The organism is Lysinibacillus sp. NPDC086135 (assembly GCF_044746345.1).
Lineage (GTDB): Bacteria > Bacillota > Bacilli > Bacillales_A > Planococcaceae > Lysinibacillus.
Map to the genome: position 1 here is coordinate 269501 of NZ_JBIVCA010000003.1, position 22133 is coordinate 291633.

At 38.1% G+C, this 22133-nt stretch carries 19 protein-coding genes; 15 read left to right on the top strand and 4 right to left on the bottom strand.

The window, feature by feature from the left end; genetic code table 11:
• The first annotated feature begins 281 nt into the window (after positions 1–281).
• From rpsO to ACIPKN_RS06335, 3 genes are all read left to right on the top strand, one after another.
• Entirely contained in the window at positions 282–551 is a 270-nt protein-coding gene (rpsO, locus tag ACIPKN_RS06325; RefSeq protein WP_142507433.1) for a 30S ribosomal protein S15, read from the top strand.
• 287 nt (positions 552–838) lie between these two features.
• Positions 839–2953, top strand: a complete 2115-nt coding sequence (gene pnp, locus ACIPKN_RS06330; RefSeq protein WP_400934376.1) for a polyribonucleotide nucleotidyltransferase — start codon at positions 839–841, stop codon at positions 2951–2953.
• 417 nt (positions 2954–3370) lie between these two features.
• The gene (locus tag ACIPKN_RS06335; RefSeq protein WP_400934377.1) at positions 3371–4594 is read left to right on the top strand and encodes a M16 family metallopeptidase; all 1224 of its coding nucleotides are present in this window, start codon (positions 3371–3373) and stop codon (positions 4592–4594) included.
• 45 nt (positions 4595–4639) lie between these two features.
• On the opposite strand, the gene ACIPKN_RS06340 is transcribed toward ACIPKN_RS06335, so the two are convergent.
• From ACIPKN_RS06340 to ACIPKN_RS06355, 4 genes are read right to left on the bottom strand one after another with little or no spacing between them, the layout of a single operon-like run.
• Complete coding sequence (locus tag ACIPKN_RS06340) at positions 4640–5248, bottom strand: ABC-2 transporter permease (RefSeq protein ID WP_400934379.1); 609 nt, start codon at positions 5246–5248, stop codon at positions 4640–4642.
• Between the two features lie 14 nt (positions 5249–5262).
• Positions 5263–5889: an ABC-2 transporter permease gene (locus ACIPKN_RS06345; protein ID WP_400934380.1), complete on the bottom strand. Its 627-nt coding sequence runs from the start codon at positions 5887–5889 to the stop codon at positions 5263–5265.
• Positions 5890–5891: 2 nt separating this feature from the next.
• Entirely contained in the window at positions 5892–6734 is an 843-nt protein-coding gene (locus ACIPKN_RS06350) for an ABC transporter ATP-binding protein (protein ID WP_400934381.1), read from the bottom strand.
• Positions 6735–7112 carry a GntR family transcriptional regulator gene (locus ACIPKN_RS06355; protein WP_142507427.1) on the bottom strand — a complete coding sequence of 126 codons (378 nt, stop codon included), beginning with the start codon at positions 7110–7112 and terminating at the stop codon, positions 6735–6737.
• A 143-nt stretch (positions 7113–7255) separates the two neighbouring features.
• Between ACIPKN_RS06355 and ACIPKN_RS06360 the strand changes: the two genes are divergently transcribed.
• The 12 genes from ACIPKN_RS06360 to ACIPKN_RS06415 all read left to right on the top strand — a co-directional run bounded on the left by ACIPKN_RS06360 (position 7256) and on the right by ACIPKN_RS06415 (position 21981).
• Positions 7256–7519: a YlmC/YmxH family sporulation protein gene (locus ACIPKN_RS06360; protein WP_132357391.1), complete on the top strand. Its 264-nt coding sequence runs from the start codon at positions 7256–7258 to the stop codon at positions 7517–7519.
• 9 nt (positions 7520–7528) lie between these two features.
• A complete protein-coding gene (locus tag ACIPKN_RS06365; protein WP_400934384.1) occupies positions 7529–8308 on the top strand; it encodes a dipicolinate synthase in 780 nt (259 codons plus the stop codon).
• Positions 8302–8892, top strand: coding sequence for a dipicolinate synthase subunit B (locus ACIPKN_RS06370; protein ID WP_400934386.1), 591 nt, complete (start codon positions 8302–8304; stop codon positions 8890–8892). The genes ACIPKN_RS06365 and ACIPKN_RS06370 overlap by 7 nt, the downstream gene beginning before the upstream one ends.
• An 82-nt stretch (positions 8893–8974) precedes the next feature.
• Entirely contained in the window at positions 8975–10012 is a 1038-nt protein-coding gene (locus tag ACIPKN_RS06375) for an aspartate-semialdehyde dehydrogenase (RefSeq protein ID WP_400934388.1), read from the top strand.
• 13 nt (positions 10013–10025) lie between these two features.
• A complete protein-coding gene (dapA, locus tag ACIPKN_RS06380) occupies positions 10026–10943 on the top strand; it encodes a 4-hydroxy-tetrahydrodipicolinate synthase (protein ID WP_142507423.1) in 918 nt (305 codons plus the stop codon).
• 437 nt (positions 10944–11380) lie between these two features.
• The gene (locus ACIPKN_RS06385) at positions 11381–13048 is read left to right on the top strand and encodes a ribonuclease J (protein WP_400934390.1); all 1668 of its coding nucleotides are present in this window, start codon (positions 11381–11383) and stop codon (positions 13046–13048) included.
• A gap of 461 nt (positions 13049–13509) precedes the next feature.
• Positions 13510–15798: an FtsK/SpoIIIE family DNA translocase gene (locus tag ACIPKN_RS06390; protein ID WP_400934392.1), complete on the top strand. Its 2289-nt coding sequence runs from the start codon at positions 13510–13512 to the stop codon at positions 15796–15798.
• Positions 15799–15984: 186 nt separating this feature from the next.
• Positions 15985–16713: a GntR family transcriptional regulator gene (locus tag ACIPKN_RS06395; RefSeq protein WP_132357384.1), complete on the top strand. Its 729-nt coding sequence runs from the start codon at positions 15985–15987 to the stop codon at positions 16711–16713.
• 53 nt (positions 16714–16766) lie between these two features.
• Complete coding sequence (locus ACIPKN_RS06400) at positions 16767–17852, top strand: BMP family lipoprotein (RefSeq protein WP_400934394.1); 1086 nt, start codon at positions 16767–16769, stop codon at positions 17850–17852.
• A gap of 568 nt (positions 17853–18420) precedes the next feature.
• Positions 18421–19968, top strand: a complete 1548-nt coding sequence (locus ACIPKN_RS06405) for an ABC transporter ATP-binding protein (protein WP_400934396.1) — start codon at positions 18421–18423, stop codon at positions 19966–19968.
• Entirely contained in the window at positions 19968–21014 is a 1047-nt protein-coding gene (locus tag ACIPKN_RS06410; RefSeq protein WP_400934398.1) for an ABC transporter permease, read from the top strand. The genes ACIPKN_RS06405 and ACIPKN_RS06410 overlap by 1 nt, the downstream gene beginning before the upstream one ends.
• Position 21015: 1 nt before the next feature.
• Positions 21016–21981 carry an ABC transporter permease gene (locus ACIPKN_RS06415; protein WP_142507417.1) on the top strand — a complete coding sequence of 322 codons (966 nt, stop codon included), beginning with the start codon at positions 21016–21018 and terminating at the stop codon, positions 21979–21981.
• Positions 21982–22133 lie beyond the last annotated feature (152 nt).

Consider the following 22133-nt stretch of genomic DNA (forward strand, 5'->3'; position numbering starts at 1 on the left):
GCAGCAACAAAGCGCCCAACCGGAACGGAAATCAACCACACACGTTATGGTGATGAACCATATTTTATTGAGATCTAACAGAGACTTCAAATAAAGTTTATTAATGTAAATCAAATCTGCTTTAGCCAATGAATAGGTGCTTATGTTAACACTTGCTTGACCTTTTGATTTATGGTAACATTCATAAGTGCATAATATGCTTAACCTTAGCTCGGTATATCGATGACTCCAACGTTTACTGTGCTAATGGCGATTAACAATTATTTAGGAGGTCCATACAAATGGCTATTACAAATGAACGTAAAAATGAAATTATTGCTGAGTACCGTACTCACGAAAGTGACACTGGTTCTCCAGAAGTACAAGTTGCAGTATTAACAGCGGAAATCAACGCTCTAAATACTCACTTACGTACACACAAAAAAGATTTCCACTCTGAGCGTGGTCTTCTTAAAATGGTAGGTCGTCGTCGTCACCTATTAAAATATCTTCGTGAAACTGACGTACAACGTTACCGTGAACTAATCACTCGTTTAGGCTTACGTCGCTAATTGTCGATCTAAAAGCGGGATTAATCCCGCTTTTTCTTTATGTTTATAAACATTAAGAAGACATTAACTTTACTATTGCGAAAAAAGCATATATGACACGAAATTCAAGCAAAAAAACTTGGTTTCAATCGAATACAGAAATAAATCCTAAATAAATTGGCAATAACTGAATTTAAATGTATGATTATTTGATGAAATATTTAGCATAGAACAAGCATTTTTGGTACACTTACTATTAGTACATACAGACGAAGTAAGTGTTTTTATAATAGAGAGGGGTTCATTGAATGAACGAAAAGAAAGTCTATTCCTATGAATGGGCTGGCCGTCCACTTGTAATCGAAGTTGGACAGTTAGCAAAACAAGCAAATGGGGCCGTATTAGTACGCTATGGTGATACATCTGTACTTTCAACTGCAACAATGTCAAAATCACCGAAGCCACTTGATTTCTTCCCATTAACAGTAAACTACGAAGAACGTTTATACGCAGCGGGTAAAATTCCTGGTGGCTTTATTAAGCGTGAAGGACGTCCATCTGAAAAAGCAATACTAGCAAGCCGTTTAATAGACCGTCCGATTCGTCCAATGTTCCCAGACGGTTTCCGTAATGAAGTACAAGTGATTTCGATGGTCATGTCTAACGATCCGGATTGTACGTCTGAAATGGCTGCAATGCTTGGTTCATCAATAGCGTTAGCTATTTCAGATATTCCATTCGACGGACCGATTGCAGGTGTACAAGTTGGATATATCGACGGTAAATTTATCGTGAACCCAACAGTGGAACAATCTAATCAATCAACAGTCCATTTATCTGTAGCAGGTAACAAGGATGCTATCAACATGGTTGAAGCAGGTGCACTAGAAGTACCAGAGGAAATAATGCTAGAAGCCATTATGTTCGGTCATGAAGAAATCCAAAAAATTATTGCTTTCCAAGAGCAAATCGTTGCAGAAGTAGGAAAAGAAAAATTATCTATAACATTATTTGAAATTGATGAAGCGATTCAAGCAGATATAAAAGCAGCTTGTGAGACAGACATGCATGATGCTATTCAAACTGCTGAAAAGCATGCACGTGATGAGGCTATTAAAGCGGTAAAAGACCGTGTTATTGCTTCTTATGAAGAGCAAGAAGCTGATGATGTAACAATGAAGCAAGTTTATACAATTCTAGATAAAATGGTTAAAGACGAAGTACGTCGTCAGATTACAGAAGATAAAGTACGTCCAGATGGTCGTAAGTTAGACGAAATCCGTCCACTTTCTTCTGAAACAGGCATATTGCAACGTACACACGGTTCAGCATTATTTACGCGTGGACAAACACAAGCCCTTTCTATTTGTACATTAGGTGCACTTGGGGATGTACAAATTATCGACGGTTTAGGTGTAGAAGAATCAAAACGCTTTATGCATCACTATAACTTCCCTCAATTCTCTGTAGGGGAAACTGGCCCAATTCGTGGACCAGGTCGTCGTGAAATCGGACATGGTGCATTAGGAGAGCGTGCTCTTGATGCGGTTATTCCAGATGAATCTGTATTCCCATATACAATCCGTTGTGTATCGGAAGTACTTGAATCAAACGGTTCTACATCTCAAGCTTCTATCTGTGCTTCAACGTTAGCGATGATGGATGCTGGTGTTCCATTAAAGGCACCTGTAGCAGGTATTGCAATGGGTCTTATTAAAAAAGGAGAACACTACTCTATTTTAACGGATATTCAAGGTATGGAAGACCACCTTGGAGATATGGACTTTAAAGTTGCAGGTACAGCTAAAGGTGTAACAGCACTTCAAATGGACATTAAAATTGATGGTTTATCACGTAATATTTTAGAAGAAGCATTAACACAAGCTAAAATTGGTCGTATGCACATTTTAGAATCAATGATTGCTACTCTTGCAGACCCACGTGAAAAATTATCTAAATTCGCACCGAAAATTGTTATCGTGAAGATTAATCCTGATAAAATTCGCGATGTCATCGGACCTGGTGGTAAACAAATTAACAAAATTATTGAAGAAACTGGCGTAAAAATTGATACGGAGCAAGATGGTACAATTTACATCTCTTCTGCAGATGAAGAAATGAACGCTCGTGCAAAACAAATTATCGAAGACATCGTACGTGAAGCAAAAGTTGGCGAGTATTACTTATCAACAGTTAAACGTATTGAAAAATTCGGTGCGTTCTGTGAAATATTCCCTGGAAAAGATGGCTTACTTCACATTTCTGAAATTCAAGAGGAACGTACAAAACAAGTTGAAGATGTATTAAAACTGGGCGATCAATTACTTGTAAAAGTTATTGAAATTGACAAGCAAGGTCGTGTGAATTTATCTCGTAAAGTTGTGATTCAAGAGGAAAAAGAACGCGCTGAGCAAGATAAATAATAAATTGTAGAAAAGGCTGCGTATAATGCGCAGCCTTTTTTAAATCAAGTATAAGGAATTTGGTTCAATAAGGGATATTTTGGGGGAAGCTTCACATTATGGTTCATCACTAAAAGTCGTGGATGACTTTTGGTAAAACGTAAATAAGTTGATTGAAGTGGAGAATGGGCGACTCCTTGGGGATTAGCGTCACAGATGAGACCCTGGAGCGAGCAATTAGGGGAACGAAGGCTAAAAGCATCACGTCCTGTGATAACGCCTTCGTGACCAACATCCTGCCCAGGAAGCTTTGCTCTGTGCGAAAGCGAAGCGTCAGATACAAAGCGTCCAGTCGGAACGGAAATCAACCACACGTTTTGGTGATGACCCCACATTATGCCTTTGATGTAGAACCAGAGATAAATTGGGGGAGATTTTTTGGTACAAGTACATACATGTCAGAATGGTGTGCGTATTGTGTCTGAGCAAATCGATCATGTAAGATCCGTTGCGCTAGGCATTTTTGTTAATGCAGGATCTCGTTATGAGCTACCTGAGGAAAATGGTATTACGCATTTTATAGAACATATGCTTTTTAAAGGGACAAAAACTCGAACAGCTCGCCAAATTGCTGAAGAATTTGACCGAATTGGTGGAGAATTAAATGCCTTTACATCCAAGGAAAACACTTGTTATTATGCAAAGGTTTTAGACCATCATGCTGAGCTTGCAGTTACAATATTAGCTGATATGTTCTTTAATTCTACGTTTGCAGGGGAAGAGTTAGAGAAGGAAAGACAAGTGGTACTAGAGGAAATATTAATGAGTGAAGACGCAGCTGATGACGATGTTCATGAAAAGCTATGGGGAGTCATGTATCCAAACGACGCACTCGGTCGTCCAATTCTCGGAACTGCGGCTACTTTAAAAACATTTACAGCAGATATGATACGTAATTACATGGCTAAACATTATGGTCCAGAATCAGTTGTTATTTCAATAGCGGGAAATATTTCTGCGAAGCTCATGCAAACAATTGAAGACTTATTTGGCCAATATCAGCCATCTCCACTTGCGGTTGAGCCTGTGCTTTCGAATCCTCATTTTTATCCAGGAGAGGTCTCTAAAACTCGCGATACGGAGCAAGCGCATTTGGCTATTTCTTATCCAGCAATTGGTGTAAAGGATCCAGATATGTATAGCTTTATTGCACTTAATAATATTATTGGTGGTAATATGAGCTCTCGTTTGTTCCAAGAAGTACGCGAAGAACGTGGTTTAGCCTATTCAATATTTTCTTACCAATCTTGTTATGCGGATGTTGGAGCATTTACGATTTATGGTAGTACAAGTCGTCAACAATTATCACAGCTTCAACATACAATTGATGCGACATTACTTGATATCGTAGCAGGTGGCGTGACAGAGGAAGAACTTATGAATGCGAAGGAACAGCTGAAGGGTAGTTTTGTACTCGGTCTAGAGGGGACAGGTGCTCGTATGAATCGCAACGGTACAAGTGAGTTAGTACATCGTAAACATCGTTTAGTAGATGAAGTATTAGCGTCAATCGATGCCGTCTCAATGGAATCGATCGAGCGCTTAATAGCTAAAATCTTGAAAGTTGAGCCAGCCATTTCAATTATTGGCCCAGAAGATTAAAAAAAGGTTGCCGTTAATAGGCAACCTTTTCTCGATTTTGTTGCTTTAAAAAACCTCTCTTGCTAAATATAAGGTATGGCTTTGACGAAAAATATAATTACTAATGAGTATACTTATTAGTGTAGGAATTAACATAATGATCAAATTTTCCGCTATTTGAGATAAATAGTAATGAATAGGGAAATTAATTATAAAGATAAGGAAGATGGCTATTATCATTCTAAAATAACGCATCCGCTTTTCTAGATGATGGATATAAAACTGGATGGAGATGAGTAAAGAAGCACTGCTAATATAGGCGAAGTACATGGCAAAATGCTCTGGAAAATTATCGTCAGCTGCGGTTTGTGAAAAATAAGCAGGTACTATGAGAACAAAAAGTAGCATCACGATGCCGTGACAATATAGAAAATCAGCTTGTAGCTGTGTTTTTCTTGTCAAAGGTAGACTATTCACAAACAATTCCCAATTTACTTTTTGATCGTCCTTATAGATCCCTTCCACAATGGAAGCAGAAAAAACTGCAGCAAATATTACTATTGCGGGATTATCTAAAAAAGGTATTTCCATATAACTTATGATCGTACAAATAATAACTGCAAAAAGAATAGACCATTTTTGGATCATTATTCTTTGTAAAAGTAAAGCCTGCATTTACTCTTTCCCTCCTAGAATTCTTTGTGTTGATAAATTGCGGTTGAAATGAGAGAGGACAACCATAAGATTAAAAGTCCAGCAACAGGAGCAAAAAACATATACTGTTTTAAGTTGGATAATAGTAATGTCATATCTGGAAAATACTCTTTTAAAAGACCAAATAAAAAACCAGGTATGAAGCAAAGAGCAATAAGAACCATTCTTCCTTTTATAGAACCGAATTTAATGTAGATCGGTAATAAAAGTGCTAGCATACAAAAGGCTAATGTCACAAGAAGACTAAATGTTGGAAAAAACTCTGCTGATGCCCAGTTATTCATAAAACGATGAATAATAAAGACAATCGGTAGTGCGAGTATAAGCCCAAAAAGCATAAGAAGGATACTAAGTATATATTTACTAAGTACTATGTCCCCTTTTGAAATGGGGAAAGTATTTGCATATTTATCCCAACTGCTTTGTTCATCATAGGTAAGAGCAGTTATAGTTTGAAAGGTCACGATAAATATAATTATTGTAAAGAGCATTAACCCTTGTTGCATAAAAATTGATATAAATAGGAAGAAAATTAGCACGAAAGCCTGTGTTTTTAGTTGACGTTGAATCGTCATTAAATCTTTTAAGATAAGACCTGCCATGTTCAAACACTACCTTTCACATAAAATAGCATGATATCTTCTATAGATGGCTTTTCAAGGCAGAATACCTCATTTACTTCATTTTTTAAAACTAAAGCTTCTGTTCCAAAGGTGCCATTACGTTTTCTTATAATGGCATGTTCTGGTATTACACTTACCTCTTCATTATTTCCTTTAAATATGCCGTACTCATAGACAAGTACATCTTTACTTTCGCTAAATAAAATTTCCCCATTATGAATGAATGTAATGTAGTCAGCTATCTTTTCTAAATCACTTGTTATATGAGAAGAAAATAGGATGCTATGTGTTTCATCCTGCATAAACGTTAAAAACAAATCGAGAATTTCATCACGAATAATTGGATCTAGCCCACTCGTAGGTTCATCTAAAATTAATAGCTTTGGATGATGCGACATGGCTAATGCAATGGACAGCTTCATCCTCATTCCTCGAGATAATTCTTTTACCTTCTTCCTCACTGGAATTTTAAATTGTGCTAATCGTTCAAAATAATAACCTGAATCCCATGTTTTAAATACTTTTTTCATAAATTTGTCGAGCTGCGTCGCATTGAGCGTTTCAGGCACATGTAAATCGTCAAAAACCACACCGATGTCGTTTTTTATCGATAATTCATGTTCGACAACATCCTTACCAAATAGCAAAATTTCGCCATGTTCTTTTTTAAGTAAGTTAAGTATGCATTTAATTGTAGTAGACTTCCCAGCACCGTTTTCTCCTACAAAACCCATGACAGTGCCTTGAGGTACTGAAAAACTTACATCATTAAGAGAAAACCCTTCAAAGCTTTTCTGTAAATCATAAACTTCAATAGCATTCATTTAGTTGTCCTCCTCCAAAATTAATGAAAGTAACTCCTGTAATTCCTCTTTTGTTAGCCCTGCAGTTTTGGCCGTTTTCACTGCCAGTTGCATATGCTTTTCAACTTGACGCAATAATTCCTCGCGTAGAAAATCCTGATTTCGTTCTGTAACAAAACTTCCTTTTCCGGCTACCGTTTCAATAAATCCATCTCGCTCTAAATCAGCATAAGCTCGCTTCGTTGTCATAACGCTAATTTTTAAATCCTTTGCAAGTGCACGGATAGATGGTAGTGCGTCACCTGCTTGTAATTTATTGGCTAGTATCGCTTCCTTAAGCTGTACGGTTATTTGCTCATAGATGGGTTTATCACTGGCATTGCTTAAATGAATATGCACAAATTTCTCACCTCACACAACTGTATATATACACTATACACAGCCTGAAGAATAAATGCAATATTTTCATACTTTGGGTAAGGGTCACGAATTGCAAAAACTCGGCATATATTGGGGTAACGGTTCAAGGAGGGAGATGAGGCATGCTACTATCAGAGATGGTGGATAAAGAGTTAATTCAAATTGAGGGTGGCGTACATTTTGGTATATTGGCACATACAGAATGTCTATTAGATGTGCAAACAGGAAAGATTCATGGTTTTGAGATTGTTAAAGATAAATTGCCATTCCAAAAAAAGAAAGTAAAAGTTAGTGAAATGATACCTTGGCATGAAATTATACTAATTGGAGAAGATCGAATTTTATTTAACAAAACAACGACGGTACAGTCAGAATTTTTACAGTGAGGTGAGCTTTTGGAAAATGAAAAATGGCTTGTTATCGGTGAGGATCTAAGGTTAAAGGAATTAGCTACTATGCTAAGAAGCCCATCGAGAACGGTATTTTATAAAAGAACATCAGTTTGGAATGAAGAGTTAAATAAGCTTGTATTAGAATTCCAACCAAATAGAATTATTCTTCCCGTCCTTCCACTAAAAATTGAAGTGGAACAGCTTTATGGGATATCCCAAGTTAAGTTTTATACAGGGCGTTTGACGATGCATTGGAAGCAATTGCTTGAGAAAAATGAAACAAATTGTTATTTACAACAAGAATCTTTTATTTGGCAAAACGCAAGATTAACAGCCGAAGGGTTTATCGCCACGTTTTACGGACTCGAGCAAAAGTGCATTCACGGACAAAACTTTACGATCGCAGGTTTTGGACGCACAGCCAAAATGCTCGCCTCTTTACTCGTCAAGATGGGCGCTAATGTCCATATAGTTGCGCGTTCAGTTGTACAAGTGAGTGAAGCAAAGGCATATGGTTATAAAGCTACGAATTTAGACGACCGCAAATGGTCAATTAATGATGGGATTTTTATCAATACGATTCCAGCTAAATGGATTACAGAATCATTCCTAGATCATGTCCCAGCTGTCCTATATGATTTGGCTTCAGAGCCTGGCTGTTTAGATATAGACACTGAGCAATTACAAACGTACGTACTATTGCCATCATTACCTGGGAAATACTTTGCACATGATGCAGCTACAATATTGTGCAAGGCAATAGAGGAGGAAGAAAATTGCTAACGGGTAAACGAATTGGTTTAGGTATTACAGCCTCTCACTGTACGTATGAGGATGTAGTACCTAAAATTCAAAACTTTATAGATGCAGGAGCAACAGTTATTCCAATAATTACGCATTCTGTGTTACATGCGGCTACGCGTTTTGGTACCGGAGAGGAGTGGATTGCAAAAATAGAGGAATTTACTGGAGAAAAGGTAATATCCTCTATTAAAGAGGCAGAACCATTCGGACCATCCAATCCATTGGATGCGATGGTTATAGCGCCGATGACTGGCAATAGTATTAGTAAATTTGCTAATGCAGCAACAGATAGTCCAGTATTGATGGCTGCTAAGGCAACATTGCGTAACGGTTCGCCTGTTGTCCTAGGCATCTCAACTAATGATGCGCTTGGCTTAAATGGTATGAATATTATGAGGCTGCTAAATGCTAAAAACATTTACTTTATTCCATTCGGGCAGGACTCCCCGCATTCCAAGCCAAATTCCTTGATTGCTGATTTTGATCAAATGGTCGCAACTGTACATGAAGCAATTACGGAGAAAAAACAATTACAGCCACTGTTTATACAATATTTCAAATAATTCACGAATTACACACAATTTTCTGTATTTTTGTGATACAATAGCACACATTATGGAACATGTATTCAAGGAGAGATGACAGATGACAAAGCAGTTAACAGTTGCGGTTGTTGGAGCAACAGGGGCAGTAGGCACAAAAATGATGGAACAGCTAATTAAACGGAATTTTCCAATCGGAGATATAAAATTTTTAGCTTCTGCACGTTCAGCAGGGAAACCAATCGAATTTAATGGTAAGACATATACAATTGAAGAAGCGACACCTGAAGCTTTTGAAGGCGTCAATGTCGCTTTATTCTCAGCTGGTGGTTCTGTATCAGCGGTACTGGCGCCAGAAGCGGCAAAACGTGGTGCCGTAGTAATCGATAATACGAGCCATTTCCGCATGGATCCGGAGGTACCACTAGTTGTGCCTGAAGTAAATCGTGGCGATCTTGCTAAGCATAAAGGGATTATTGCGAATCCAAACTGCTCTACAATTCAAATGATGGCTGCACTTGAACCTATTCGTAATGCATTTGGCTTAACTAAAATTATTGTATCAACATACCAAGCCGTTTCAGGTGCAGGTATTTCTGCTATTCAAGAATTAAAGGCACAAAGTGAAAATTGGGATGCAGGTAAGGATGTAGAAGCAAATATTTTACCTTCTGGTAGCGACAAACGTCATTATCCAATCGCTCGTAATGTCATTCCACAAATTGATAAATTTACAGACAATGGCTTTACATACGAAGAAATGAAAATGATTAATGAAACGAAGAAAATCATGCATGCACCAGAACTAAAAGTAGCAGCAACTTGTGTTCGCGTGCCAGTCGTTTCAGGACACTCTGAATCTGTTTATATTGAAGTAGAAAAAGAAGCAACGGTACAGGAGGTTTTTGAAGTATTACGCAGTGCATCTGGAGTAGTATTACAAGATGATATCGCAACACAAACTTACCCAATGCCTATCTATGCAGAAGGGGAAGATGCTACTTATGTAGGACGTATCCGTCAAGATTTAGACAATAAAAAAGGATTCCATCTATGGATCGTTTCTGACAATCTTTTAAAAGGCGCTGCATTAAACTCTATTCAAATTGCAGAAGCAATGCTGGAGGATAACTTACTATAAGAGGGGTGTAAGGATGAATTTAGGTCGAATTGGAACGGCGATGATTACGCCGTTCAAAGAAGATGGCACGATTAATTATCCAGAACTAGAACGTATTATTAATTATTTGATTGATAATGGTACAGATTGCATTGTCGCATGTGGCACAACCTCTGAAAACCCAACTATGTCCACAGAAGAAAAAATTGAAGTTGTACGCTTTACAGTAGAAAAAGTAGCAGGCCGTGTACCTGTAATTGCAGGTACAGGGGATAACGAGACTGCTTACTCTATTGCAATGACGCACAAGGCTGAAGAAAATGGTGCAGATGGTATCATGCTTGTAGCACCATATTATAATAAGCCAAATCAACGCGGTATTTTTGCGCATTTTGAAACAATTGCAAAAGAAACAAGTTTGCCTGTCATGCTTTATAACGTGCCAGGACGTACAGGCATCAATGTTGCCTATGAAACTTCCGTTGCTTTAAGTAAAATCCCTAATATTTCCTGGATTAAAGAAGCGAGTGGCAATTTAGATCAAATGGGCGATATTATTGAGAATGTTGATTCAGATGATGATTTCTTCGTTTATAGTGGGGATGATGGTTTAACACTCCCACTACTAGCAATAGGCGGAGCAGGAATTATTTCTGTTGCTGCTCATGTTGTTGGAAATGATATGCAATTAATGATTAAAGCGTTTGAAGAAGGAAATCACGAGCTAGCAGCCAAAATTCACCGAGCATTATTACCACTTGTACGTGCGTTGTTCGCACAGCCAAACCCATCGCCTGTAAAATACGCGATGACAAAATTAGGCTTTGATACACTTAATGTTCGTCTGCCAATGATGGAAATGACAGATGAAGAAAAAGCAAACTTTGACCGAATTTGGGATACGTATCAAGAAAAAGCGAAAAGCTTTAGAAAAATAAGTACCTTTAGTTAAATCCTCAGACCGTAAACAAACGTGAAATTTTTTAGTTTGTTTACGGTCTTTTTTCTTTTGTTAAAAATATAGAAGAATAAGATCGTTGCTCGAAGGGATGCCCCCCTCATGGAAGATGGTATCCGCTCGGGTAGGAAAGAGAACTGCTCAAGTAAGACTGAAATCCGCTCGAAGCGCTAGAACAACCTTACAGAGAAAGGCTTACAATCCGCGATATACCCCATTACCAAAAGCTTACGTCGCTAAATAAAAGGCGAAAATTAGACCTTTCACAATGCTACATACTCAACCAGCTTTCCATCTATTAGTAATAAAATTAGCAAAAAATTTCTGTTTCCTTCATGAAAGTTGAATTTTTAATTTGTGCAAAAGCTTTGCAAACCGTATAATAAATCTTAAGTGGTTGCTGTTCGGGATATTTTTTAGGAGGAAATAAATTGACAAAAAAGAAAAATGAATTAATTCGCATCATCCCACTTGGTGGCGTGGGCGAAATTGGGAAAGCAATGTACGTAGTAGAAATTGACGAAGAGCTATTTGTAGTGGATAGCGGCTTGATGTTCCCTGAAGACGAAATGCTGGGCATTGATATCGTAATTCCGGATATTACGTATTTAGAAGAAAATAAAGATCGTGTGAAAGGGATTTTCTTAACACATGGTCATGAAGATGCGATTGGCTCGATTGCCTATGTATTACAAAAAGTGAAAGCGCCAGTGTACGGATCAAAATTAACAATTGCACTTGCAAAGGAACAATTAAAGGAATTGCCTGCACCACATCAGGTGAAATTCTTTGAGGTTACGAACCGTAGTCGTATGAATTTTAACTCAACGTATGTGACATTCTTCCATACAACACATAGTATTCCCGATTCGTTAGGGGTAGTGTTCCATACATCTGAAGGAGCAATTGTTCATACAGGGGAATTTAAATTCGATCAATCAGCGACAGGTAAATTTAAGCCTGATTTAGCAAAAATGGCTCAGTTAGGAGAAGAAGGCGTATTTATTCTATTATCTGAGTCGAGTGAAGCTGAGCGACCAGGTTATACGACATCTGAGATTGTCATTGAAGAGCAATTATCAAAAACATTCCATTCAGCACCAGGTCGTATTTTAGTTGCTGTTTATGCATCGAATTTTATTCGTATTCAACAAGTATTTACACAAGCTCAAAAGTCTTTCCGTAAGGTAGTCATCGTAGGAAAACCTTTAGAGAAAGCTGTGGATTTAGGTGTACAGCTAGGTTACTTAACGACTGAGGAAGATACAATCATCCCTATTTCAGAAATGCAAAAGTATCAAGATGATGAGATTATTATTATTGCTACAGGTAATAAAGGGGAGCCACTTGATGCATTAGAGAAAATCGTCCGCAAACATCACCGAGACATTAAAATAAAGCAAGATGATACCGTATTAATTACTTTTACACCATCTCCTAGTATGGAAGTACAGATGGCAAATACGATGAACTCTATTGCAAAAGCAGGCGCTGAAATTCTAACATCTAGCAAAAATGTACATGTGTCGGGTCACGGTAGCCAAGAGGATTTAAAATTAATGCTAAACTTAATGCAACCGAAGTACTTTATCCCTGTGCAAGGTGAGTACCGTATGCTTATTGCTCACTCTAAGCTTGCTCAACAACTAGGTATGCAAAAATCACAAATTTTTATCGCCGATAAAGGGGATATTGTAGAATATAAAAATGGTAAAATGCGAATGAGTGGCCGTGTACAAGCTGGTAATGTATTAATAGACGGTATTGGTGTTGGGGATGTAGGCAATATTGTACTTCGCGATCGTAAGTTATTATCGCAGGATGGTATTTTCATTGTTGTTGTAACGTTAAACCGTGCTCAAAAGAAAATTGCATCTGGTCCAGAAATTTTATCGCGTGGTTTCGTATATGTACGCGAATCAGAAGAATTGATGGTAGAAGCTTCTGAGATTGCGAAAACTGTTATTGAAAAATACGTTGGTAAAGATACATTTGAATGGACAAACATTAAACAAGAAATTCGAGATACACTGAATACGTATTTATTCCAAAAAACGAAGCGCCGCCCAATGATTATCCCAATCATTATGGAATATTAAAAATGAAAGATCATCGTTGAATGAAAAAGGATTTTCTAACCGAATGTAAACGGTGGAAAATCCTTTTTTTGGCTCGAACCTAAATAGTAAGAATGATATTTGTTAAAACATATGTCATTTATCTCATTGAGTAGAAGACTCTCACCTCTGAACCTGCATCGGTAAAAATGCCATGTCCTGTGGCATTACCGAAATGACCAACATCGTGTCGGCCCTCGTGCAGGCCTGAGTATAATGCAAAATCTGGACGCATTGTTTATTTGTAGCGACAGCCACAATTACGCCAAGGTAAAATTGATAAGAGAGTAGATTTCCGTTCCGGCTGACGCCTCCAGGAAAGCCCAGCCGGAACGAAGATTAACGACACGTTATGGTGATGAGTCTATTTTTTGAAATAAACAAGTTCTACATGATATTATTCGCTACATATATAGAATGGATTACAAAAGAAGGTGAAATAGATGGCGACTAGTAAAAAAAGAAAAGTCACGAAAGGTAAAACGTCTACAGAAAAAAAAGAAATGCATCCACTTATGTATGAAATTTTAGGACTTATTTTAATTGCATTAGCGGTTATTATGATTTTTGAATATGGCATGATTGGACGTGTTCTCCAAACAATAGCAATGTTTCTTTTAGGAAATTTACATTTTGCTGTGCCATTTATGCTTATATTTGTTGCGTTATTACTAATGATTGGGCGGAAAAAAGTAAGCATTTATGATCGTCTCATATTAGGGATGCTCCTCATTGTTATGAGTTTAACAATTTTTAGTCACGGTATTCTTTTTGAACAATTATCAAAATCTGGTGGTTTATTATCGGACTCTGTGTTGCGAGAATCTTGGCGAATATTAATTAATTCAGAGGGTATTATCCATCGAAGTAACGCACTTGGCGGAGGTATGATTGGTGCACTGTTATTCAGCGCTCTACATGTATTATTTGAGGCAAGAGGTGCGAAGGTCGTTGCATGGGTTATCTTCTTTATCGGCTTAATTTTAGTAACAGGAAAGGCGCTTGTTCCATATTTAGCAGAAAAAATGCCTGACCTTTTTGGGAAATGGCAGAAAAAACATCGTGAAAAGAAAAAAAATATGCCAAAGAAATCTAAAAATCGCCGTTCAAAAGTAGAAAGCAAGGATGATATCGCAGCTGTCGAACAGGAGCCTGAGGTACAAGAAGAAGATGGAAATTCTTATGAACCAATCATCTCTGCCTTTACTCAAAATGTATCTCATGAACGAGAAGAATATGCAACAGCTGAAAATGAAGATATTGAACATGGAGAAATTGTTGATGATGTCCATATCGAAGGGGCAGATGCTGTAGAAAATGCAGATTATCAACTACCGTCTTATAATCTATTACAATTACCGCCGCAGCATGACCAAAGTGGCGAATATTCTGTCATTCAGGCCAATGCGAAAAAGCTTGAGCAAACGTTGCAAAGCTTTGGTGTAAAAGCAAAAGTAACGCAGGTTCATTTAGGCCCAGCTGTAACGAAATACGAAATATTACCGGATATAGGCGTGAAAGTAAGTAAAATAGTAAATTTACAGGATGATCTTGCCTTAGCACTTGCTGCAAAGGATATTCGTATGGAAGCACCTATTCCAGGGAAGTCTGCGATTGGCATTGAAGTACCAAATAGTGAGGTAGCAATTGTTACATTGCGGGAAGTGTTAGAGTCTAAAGATGGTGCCAAGCCAGAAGCTTTATTACAAGTCGCATTAGGTCGTGATATTACTGGACAAGCAGTACTCGCCGAGCTCAATAAAATGCCACATTTACTTGTTGCAGGTTCGACGGGTAGTGGGAAAAGTGTGTGTATAAATGGTATTGTCGTATCAATCCTAATGCGTACAAAACCACATGAGGTAAAGCTAATGATGATAGACCCGAAAATGGTGGAGTTAAATGTTTATAATGGAATACCTCATCTACTGGCACCAGTTGTTACGGATGCTCGTAAAGCGTCTCAGGCGCTAAAGAAAGTTGTGGCTGAAATGGAGCGCCGCTATGATCTATTTTCTCATACAGGTACTCGTAATATCGAAGGCTACAATGGTCATGTACAAAAAGTTAATGAGCAAACGGATGAAAAACATCCGAAATTACCTTATATTGTGGTAATTGTAGACGAGTTAGCAGACTTAATGATGGTTGCCTCAAGTGATGTAGAGGATTCTATTACACGTTTAGCACAAATGGCACGTGCAGCAGGGATTCATTTAATAATTGCAACCCAACGACCAAGTGTTGATGTATTGACAGGTGTTATTAAAGCAAATATTCCTTCGCGTATTGCCTTTGCGGTTTCATCAGCAATCGATTCTAGAACGATTTTAGATATGGGTGGAGCAGAACGTTTACTCGGTCGAGGCGATATGCTGTTTTTACCTGCCGGTGCATCTAAACCGAAACGTGTGCAAGGTGCCTTTTTATCAGATCAAGAAGTTGAGTCAGTTGTTACCTTTGTTATAGAACAGCAAAAAGCACAGTATCAGGAGGAAATGATTCCGACCGAAGAAGAGACAATTTTAGAGGAAACCGACGAATTATTTGATGAGGCTGTACAGTTAGTTGTGAGTATGCAGACGGCCTCTGTTTCGATGTTGCAACGCCGATTCCGTATCGGTTATTCGAGAGCTGCTCGTATTGTCGATCAAATGGAACAACGCGGTATTGTCGGGCCTTCAGAGGGTAGTAAACCTCGACAAGTGCTCATTAATCAATACGATAATTAGAGCCAAAACAACGAAAAAAAAATGAATAATGTTGAATATATCAAATAGGCCAAATTCATTTCAAAATTCGGAAGCAATTACGCTAAGGTGTAATTGCTTTCAGTCTATAAAAATGTTATATTTATGAACGATTAGTAGGAATGTTGTACATCAGATGTCTGATCTCTGATTTTGGTGGTGATATATGTGACTATTAAAGCAGATCATCGTCATCTCTATCTTCAAGTAATTGATCGTTTAAAGTCTGACATTGAAACAGGCATTTTTAAAGAAAATGAAAAACTGCCTTCAGAGTTTGAATTATCGAAATCACTAGGAGTCAGTCGAGCAACTCTTAGAGAAGCGCTACGACTGTTGGAAGAGGAAAATGTTATCGTGCGTCGACATGGGGTGGGGACATTTGTAAACCCTAAGCCTTTGTTTACATCAGGTATCGAGCATTTATCGAGCATTTCTTCTATGATCGAGGCAGCAGGTATGGAACCCGGTTCCCGCTTTTTAAAGGCGACGGAAAGTATACCTTCTGAGGAAGATTTAAAACGCTTCCAATGTGATGGCGAAGATAAAATACTCACAATTGAACGTGTCAGAACAGCGGATGGCGAGCCGGTAGTATACTGCATAGACAGATTACCAGCAAGTTTCCTGCCAACTGACTTTGTTGAAAAAAAAGAAGTTTCACTTTTTTCTGCACTTGAACAATCTGGTAAAATTCATGTTGCCTATGCCGTTACATATATTGATCCAATCGGGTATCATGAGCAAGCTTCACCGATTTTAAATTGCGGGCGTGAAACAGCTCTTTTAGTATTAAAGCAGTTGCATTACGATGATCATGATCAAGTAGTGCTGTATTCAAAAAATTATTTCCGAGCTGATAAATTCAGCTTCCATGTAGTTCGTAAACGGGTGTAGAACATTTCTAAATATTTTCCTGCTAATTACAATACCTTTGGGGGGTTAACAGAATGAAGAAACGTAAATTTGGCTTAGTATTATCATCAGTTTTAGCTGCAAGTGCAATCTTAGGTGCATGTGGTACGAAAGACGAAGAAAAACCTGCAAAAGACAATGGAAATGCATCAACAGGCGAAGACAAAAAAGAAGCATTCTCAGTAGCAATGGTTACTGACGTAGGTGGCGTTGATGATAAATCATTCAACCAATCTGCTTGGGAAGGTGTTCAAGCTTACGGTGAAGAAAATAACCTGAAAAAAGGTAATGGTGGCTTCGATTACTTACAATCAAAATCAGACGCTGACTATGAATCAAATTTAAACTTATTATTACGTCGTGACTTTAATTTAGTATTTGGTATTGGTTATTTGATGGAAGATGCTATGACTGCAATAGCTGAAGAAAATCCAGATAAAAAATTCGCAATCGTTGATGCTTCAGTAAAAGCAGACAACGTAGCATCTATTATGTTCAAAGAGCAAGAAGGTGCCTTCTTAGCTGGTGTAGCAGCTGCAAAAATGTCTAAAACAGGGAAAATCGGCTTCGTTGGCGGAGGAGATATTCCCGTTATTAATCGCTTTGAAGCTGGATTCGTTGAAGGGGCTAAAACAGTAAATCCAGATATTGATATTAAAAGAAAATATACTGGCGCATTTGATAAAGCTGATCTTGGTAAAATGACAGCTAATAGCATGTATTCTTCAGGCGTAGATATTATCTTCCACGCTGCTGGTGCAACTGGTAACGGTGTATTCTCTGAGGCCAAGGAACGTAAGAAAAAAGATCCTAATGCAAATGTATGGGTAATTGGTGTAGATGCTGACCAATACGAAGAAGGTAAAGTGGATGATAAAACAAACGTTACATTAACTTCTATGTTAAAAGGTGTTAACGCAGCAGTTATAGATATTTCAAATAAAGCTAAAAACGGTGAATTCCCTGGTGGCAAAACACTTACTTATGGTTTAGCTGAAGACGGCGTGAAACTTGCAGATTCTCGTGGTGCAATCCCAGCAGATGTTCAAACTGTCATTGATGAATATAAAGAAAAAATTGCTAAAGGTGAAATTAAAGTTCCGGAAAAAGTGAAAAAATAATTCATCTTTTGATCATCATAAGGGACTTTTAAAAGGCCCTTATGATGATTTTTCAATCTATCGTTATATTTCGACTATTTGCAATACTCTGTTGGATTCTATTTGTTTACCATAGAGGTAGTAATTTTTCTATGAGTTTATCGAAAGAATAGTAATGATGGTAACAAGTTAATAGAAGAAAGGTTTCTAACGATGACCTTTCCTGTATTAATTTATCTTCATTCAGAAGAATATCTACCTCTATTAGTGGGACATGATATGCGTGAATTTTTGTTAATAGGGTACATAATGCCACTGAGCGAAGATGGAACCTCTGGCTGAGGTCATTGCTGTCGATGTGAAAAAACGTTGAACTAACAGTGACTATAGCTAGTTTTAAGTTTGTCTAAATAACGGTTTCAAAAACTGGACGTATTGTTTATCTGTGCGAAAGCGGAGTGTTAACAAAGCGTCAGTAATGTTTTATGTAGCGAAAGCAAAGCGACAGCTACAAAATGTTTTCTGTGGCGACAGCCGCAATTACGCCAAGGCGAAATTGATAAAAGTGCCTATTAAGGGAGTGACGAAATTGGAATACGTGATTGAGATGCTAGGAATCCGAAAAGAATTCGGTAATTTCGTGGCGAATAATAACATCACCCTCCAACTGAAAAAAGGCGAAATCCATGCATTGCTAGGTGAAAATGGTGCAGGTAAATCGACTTTAATGAACGTCCTTTTTGGTTTGTATCAACCAGAGGGTGGCGAAATTCAAGTTCGTGGGAAGGCTGTTAAAATTACAAATCCAAATGTGGCCAATGATCTAGGGATTGGTATGGTGCATCAGCATTTTATGTTGGTGGAAAATTTTACAGTAACAGAGAACATTATTTTAGGCTCTGAACCTACAAAAATGGGTGTTATTAATATTAAAGATGCGGCAAAGAAAGTACAGGCACTTTCTGAGAAATATGGTTTAGATGTTGATCCATATGCCAAAATCGAGGATATTACTGTGGGGATGCAACAGCGTGTTGAAATTTTAAAAACACTATACCGCGGTGCAGAAATTTTAATCTTTGACGAACCTACGGCATCTTTAACACCACAGGAAATTACAGAACTAATTCAAATAATGCGCCGTTTAATTGCAGAGGGCAAATCCATTATTTTAATTACTCATAAGCTAAAAGAAATTATGGAAGTTTCTGACCGTGTGACGATTATTCGAAAAGGGGAAGGGATTGGGACAGTTATAACTGCTGAAACAAATCCTAACCAATTAGCTGAAATGATGGTTGGACGCCAAGTCGAATTTAAAACAGAAAAAACAGAAGCAAAACCAACTGATGAAGTACTTACAATCGAAAACTTGGTTGTTACAGACTATCGTAATATCAATAAAGTAAAAGGTTTGAACTTAAAAGTACGTAAAGGTGAAATTGTTGGTATTGCGGGTATCGATGGCAACGGACAATCCGAGTTAATCGAGGCTATAACGGGTCTACGTAAAATTAAAAGTGGTAACGTTAGATTAAATGGCAAAGATATAACAAATATGAAGCCTCGAAAAATTACGGAGGAAGGCGTTGGGCATATCCCACAAGATCGCCATAAGCATGGTTTAGTGTTAGATTTCCCAATAGGTCATAATATCGCACTACAAACATATTATCAGTCTCCAATCGCTAAGGGCTTTGTCATGGACTACAAGAAAGTGTCTGAAAAAGCACGCCAAATCATTGAAGAATATGATGTGCGTACTGGTAATGGTGAAATGACTCCAGCACGTGCCCTTTCAGGCGGTAACCAGCAAAAAGCGATTATCGGTCGTGAAATTGATCGTAATCCAGATTTATTGATTGCTGCTTTACCAACACGTGGTCTTGACGTAGGGGCAATTGAATTTATTCACTCTCGCCTTATTGAGCAACGTGACAAAGGAAAAGCCGTACTGTTAATTTCATTTGAATTAGATGAGGTCATGAATGTTTCGGATCGTATTGCTGTTATTTATGACGGTCAAATTGTGGATGAGTTAAATCCAAAAGAAACAACTGAACAAGAGCTGGGCCTATTAATGGCAGGACAAAGTAATAAAAATAACATGAATGATGCGAAGGAGGGGAACGACTAATGTCAAATCGTGTCATTAATATACTCGTTCCTATCATCTCTATCATTATCGGTTTAATTGTTGGTGCTATCGTAATGGTAGTTAGCGGTTATGACCCAGTACAAGGTTATAGCGCCCTTTGGACAGGTATTTTTGGAGATTCATATTCAATTGGGAACACAATTCGTCAAATAACACCGTACATATTGGCGGGTCTTGCGGTAGCATTTGCCTTCCGCACAGGTTTATTCAACATCGGTGTAGAAGGTCAGTTAATTTTAGGTTGGTTAGCAGCAGCTTGGGTAGGATCTGCATTTGATCTACCTAAAGTCATTCACTTACCATTAGCATTACTTGCAGCCGCAGCTGCAGGTGCATTTTGGGCCTTTATTGCAGGTTTCTTAAAAGCGAAATTTAAAGTTCACGAAGTTATTGCGACAATTATGTTAAACTACACTGCGCTTTATATTGCAAATGCAGTTATTAAAAACTTGTCTGACGGTGGCTTTAAAACAGAACGCGTTCATGTATCAGCTTCATTACGTTCTCCGTTTTTAAGAGAGCTTACAGACAATTCAAGTCTTCACTATGGCATCATTGTTGCACTATTAATGGTAATGGTTATGTGGTTCATTTTAGAAAAAACAACACGCGGATATGAGCTAAAAGCGGTAGGCTTTAACAAGAATGCTGCAGACTATGCTGGTATGAGCGTCAATAAAAACATTATTTTAGCTATGACAATTTCAGGTATGTTCGCTGGTCTTGCTGGTGCTATGGAGGCACTAGGTACTTTCGGAAACGCCTCTATTAAACCAGGCTTTACAGGTATAGGTTTCGATGGGATCGCCGTGGCCTTACTTGGTGCCAACACGCCACTAGGGGTTGTATTCGGGGCTTCATTATTCGGCTCACTTAAATACGGAGCGCTAAATATGCCGAATGCTGCAGGTATTCCAGAAGAAATCGTGTCTATTATTATCGCGTTAATTATTTTCTTCGTGGCATCAGGCTATATTATTCGAGTAGCATTACAAAAGTTGAGCAAGAAAAAGGAGGGACAATAACATGGGCTTTTTAGAAATGTTATATTTCATCATCCCTTCGGCGATTCTTTATGCAACACCGTTAATTTTTACGGCAATCGGTGGTGTATTCTCTGAACGTTCTGGTGTAGTAAACATCGGATTAGAAGGTTTAATGATTGTTGGAGCATTTGTTGGTATTTATGTCAATTTAGAATATGCTTCAACATTCGGTTCAGCAACAATTTGGATGGCAATGCTGGCGGCTTTCATTATTGGGGGAATCTTTTCACTTCTTCATGCAGTTGCGTCTATTTCCTTCCGTGCCGATCAAACAGTATCGGGGGTTGCTATCAACTTATTAGGTTTAGCGGTATCCGTATTCTTGGTGAAAATGATTTATGATAAAGGTCAAACAGATATGATTGACCAAACCTATGCAATAAATCGTTTCGCTATCCCTTATTTAGAGGACATACCGTTCTTTGGTCCATTATTATTCCAAAATGTCTACAGTACATCGATATTAGCTTTTGCAGTAGCTATTGGGGCATGGTTTATCATTTATAAAACACCATTTGGCTTACGCTTACGCGCTGTTGGTGAACATCCAATGGCTGCAGATACGATGGGTGTAAAAGTGAATAGAATGCGCTACATTGCTGTTGTCATCTCTGGGGCATTAGGTGGTCTTGGTGGTGCAGTATATGCGCAATCGATTGCAGGCAATTTCTCACATGCAACAATTGCTGGTCAAGGCTTTATGGCTATTGCTGCGATGATTTTTGGGAAATGGCATCCGATCGGTGCATTAGGTGCCGCTTTATTCTTTGGAGTAGCACAAACGTTAAGTGTTGCAGGAAGTGGAATTCCTTACATTCAAGATATTCCTGCTGTTTACTTACAAATTTTACCGTACGTCTTAACGATTTTTGCATTAGCAGGATTTATCGGTAAAGCGAATGCACCAAAAGCTAGTGGTCAACCTTATATTAAAGGGAAACGCTAATAACAAACAGATAATTGTTGACACGAAAGACTGGGCGAAAATGCTCAGTCTTTTTCCTTGTACATATTTCAAGTGTTTGGGAAAATAATGGTTGGTGGTTGATCTTTATGTGCTTGTATGTACAGGTTCCTCAACAACCAAATGTAATTTCA

Excerpts from the sequence above, each read along its gene's own strand:
- rpsO (WP_142507433.1), top strand. The coding sequence starts at position 282 with ATGGCTATTACAAATGAACGTAAAAATGAAATTATTGCTGAGTACCGT.
- pnp (WP_400934376.1), top strand. The coding sequence starts at position 839 with ATGAACGAAAAGAAAGTCTATTCCTATGAATGGGCTGGCCGTCCACTT.
- ACIPKN_RS06340 (WP_400934379.1), bottom strand. The coding sequence starts at position 5,248 with ATGCAGGCTTTACTTTTACAAAGAATAATGATCCAAAAATGGTCTATT.
- ACIPKN_RS06345 (WP_400934380.1), bottom strand. The coding sequence starts at position 5,889 with ATGGCAGGTCTTATCTTAAAAGATTTAATGACGATTCAACGTCAACTA.
- ACIPKN_RS06350 (WP_400934381.1), bottom strand. The coding sequence starts at position 6,734 with ATGAATGCTATTGAAGTTTATGATTTACAGAAAAGCTTTGAAGGGTTT.
- ACIPKN_RS06360 (WP_132357391.1), top strand. The coding sequence starts at position 7,256 with ATGCTACTATCAGAGATGGTGGATAAAGAGTTAATTCAAATTGAGGGT.
- ACIPKN_RS06375 (WP_400934388.1), top strand. The coding sequence starts at position 8,975 with ATGACAAAGCAGTTAACAGTTGCGGTTGTTGGAGCAACAGGGGCAGTA.
- dapA (WP_142507423.1), top strand. The coding sequence starts at position 10,026 with ATGAATTTAGGTCGAATTGGAACGGCGATGATTACGCCGTTCAAAGAA.
- ACIPKN_RS06390 (WP_400934392.1), top strand. The coding sequence starts at position 13,510 with ATGGCGACTAGTAAAAAAAGAAAAGTCACGAAAGGTAAAACGTCTACA.
- ACIPKN_RS06400 (WP_400934394.1), top strand. The coding sequence starts at position 16,767 with ATGAAGAAACGTAAATTTGGCTTAGTATTATCATCAGTTTTAGCTGCA.
- ACIPKN_RS06410 (WP_400934398.1), top strand. The coding sequence starts at position 19,968 with ATGTCAAATCGTGTCATTAATATACTCGTTCCTATCATCTCTATCATT.
- ACIPKN_RS06415 (WP_142507417.1), top strand. The coding sequence starts at position 21,016 with ATGGGCTTTTTAGAAATGTTATATTTCATCATCCCTTCGGCGATTCTT.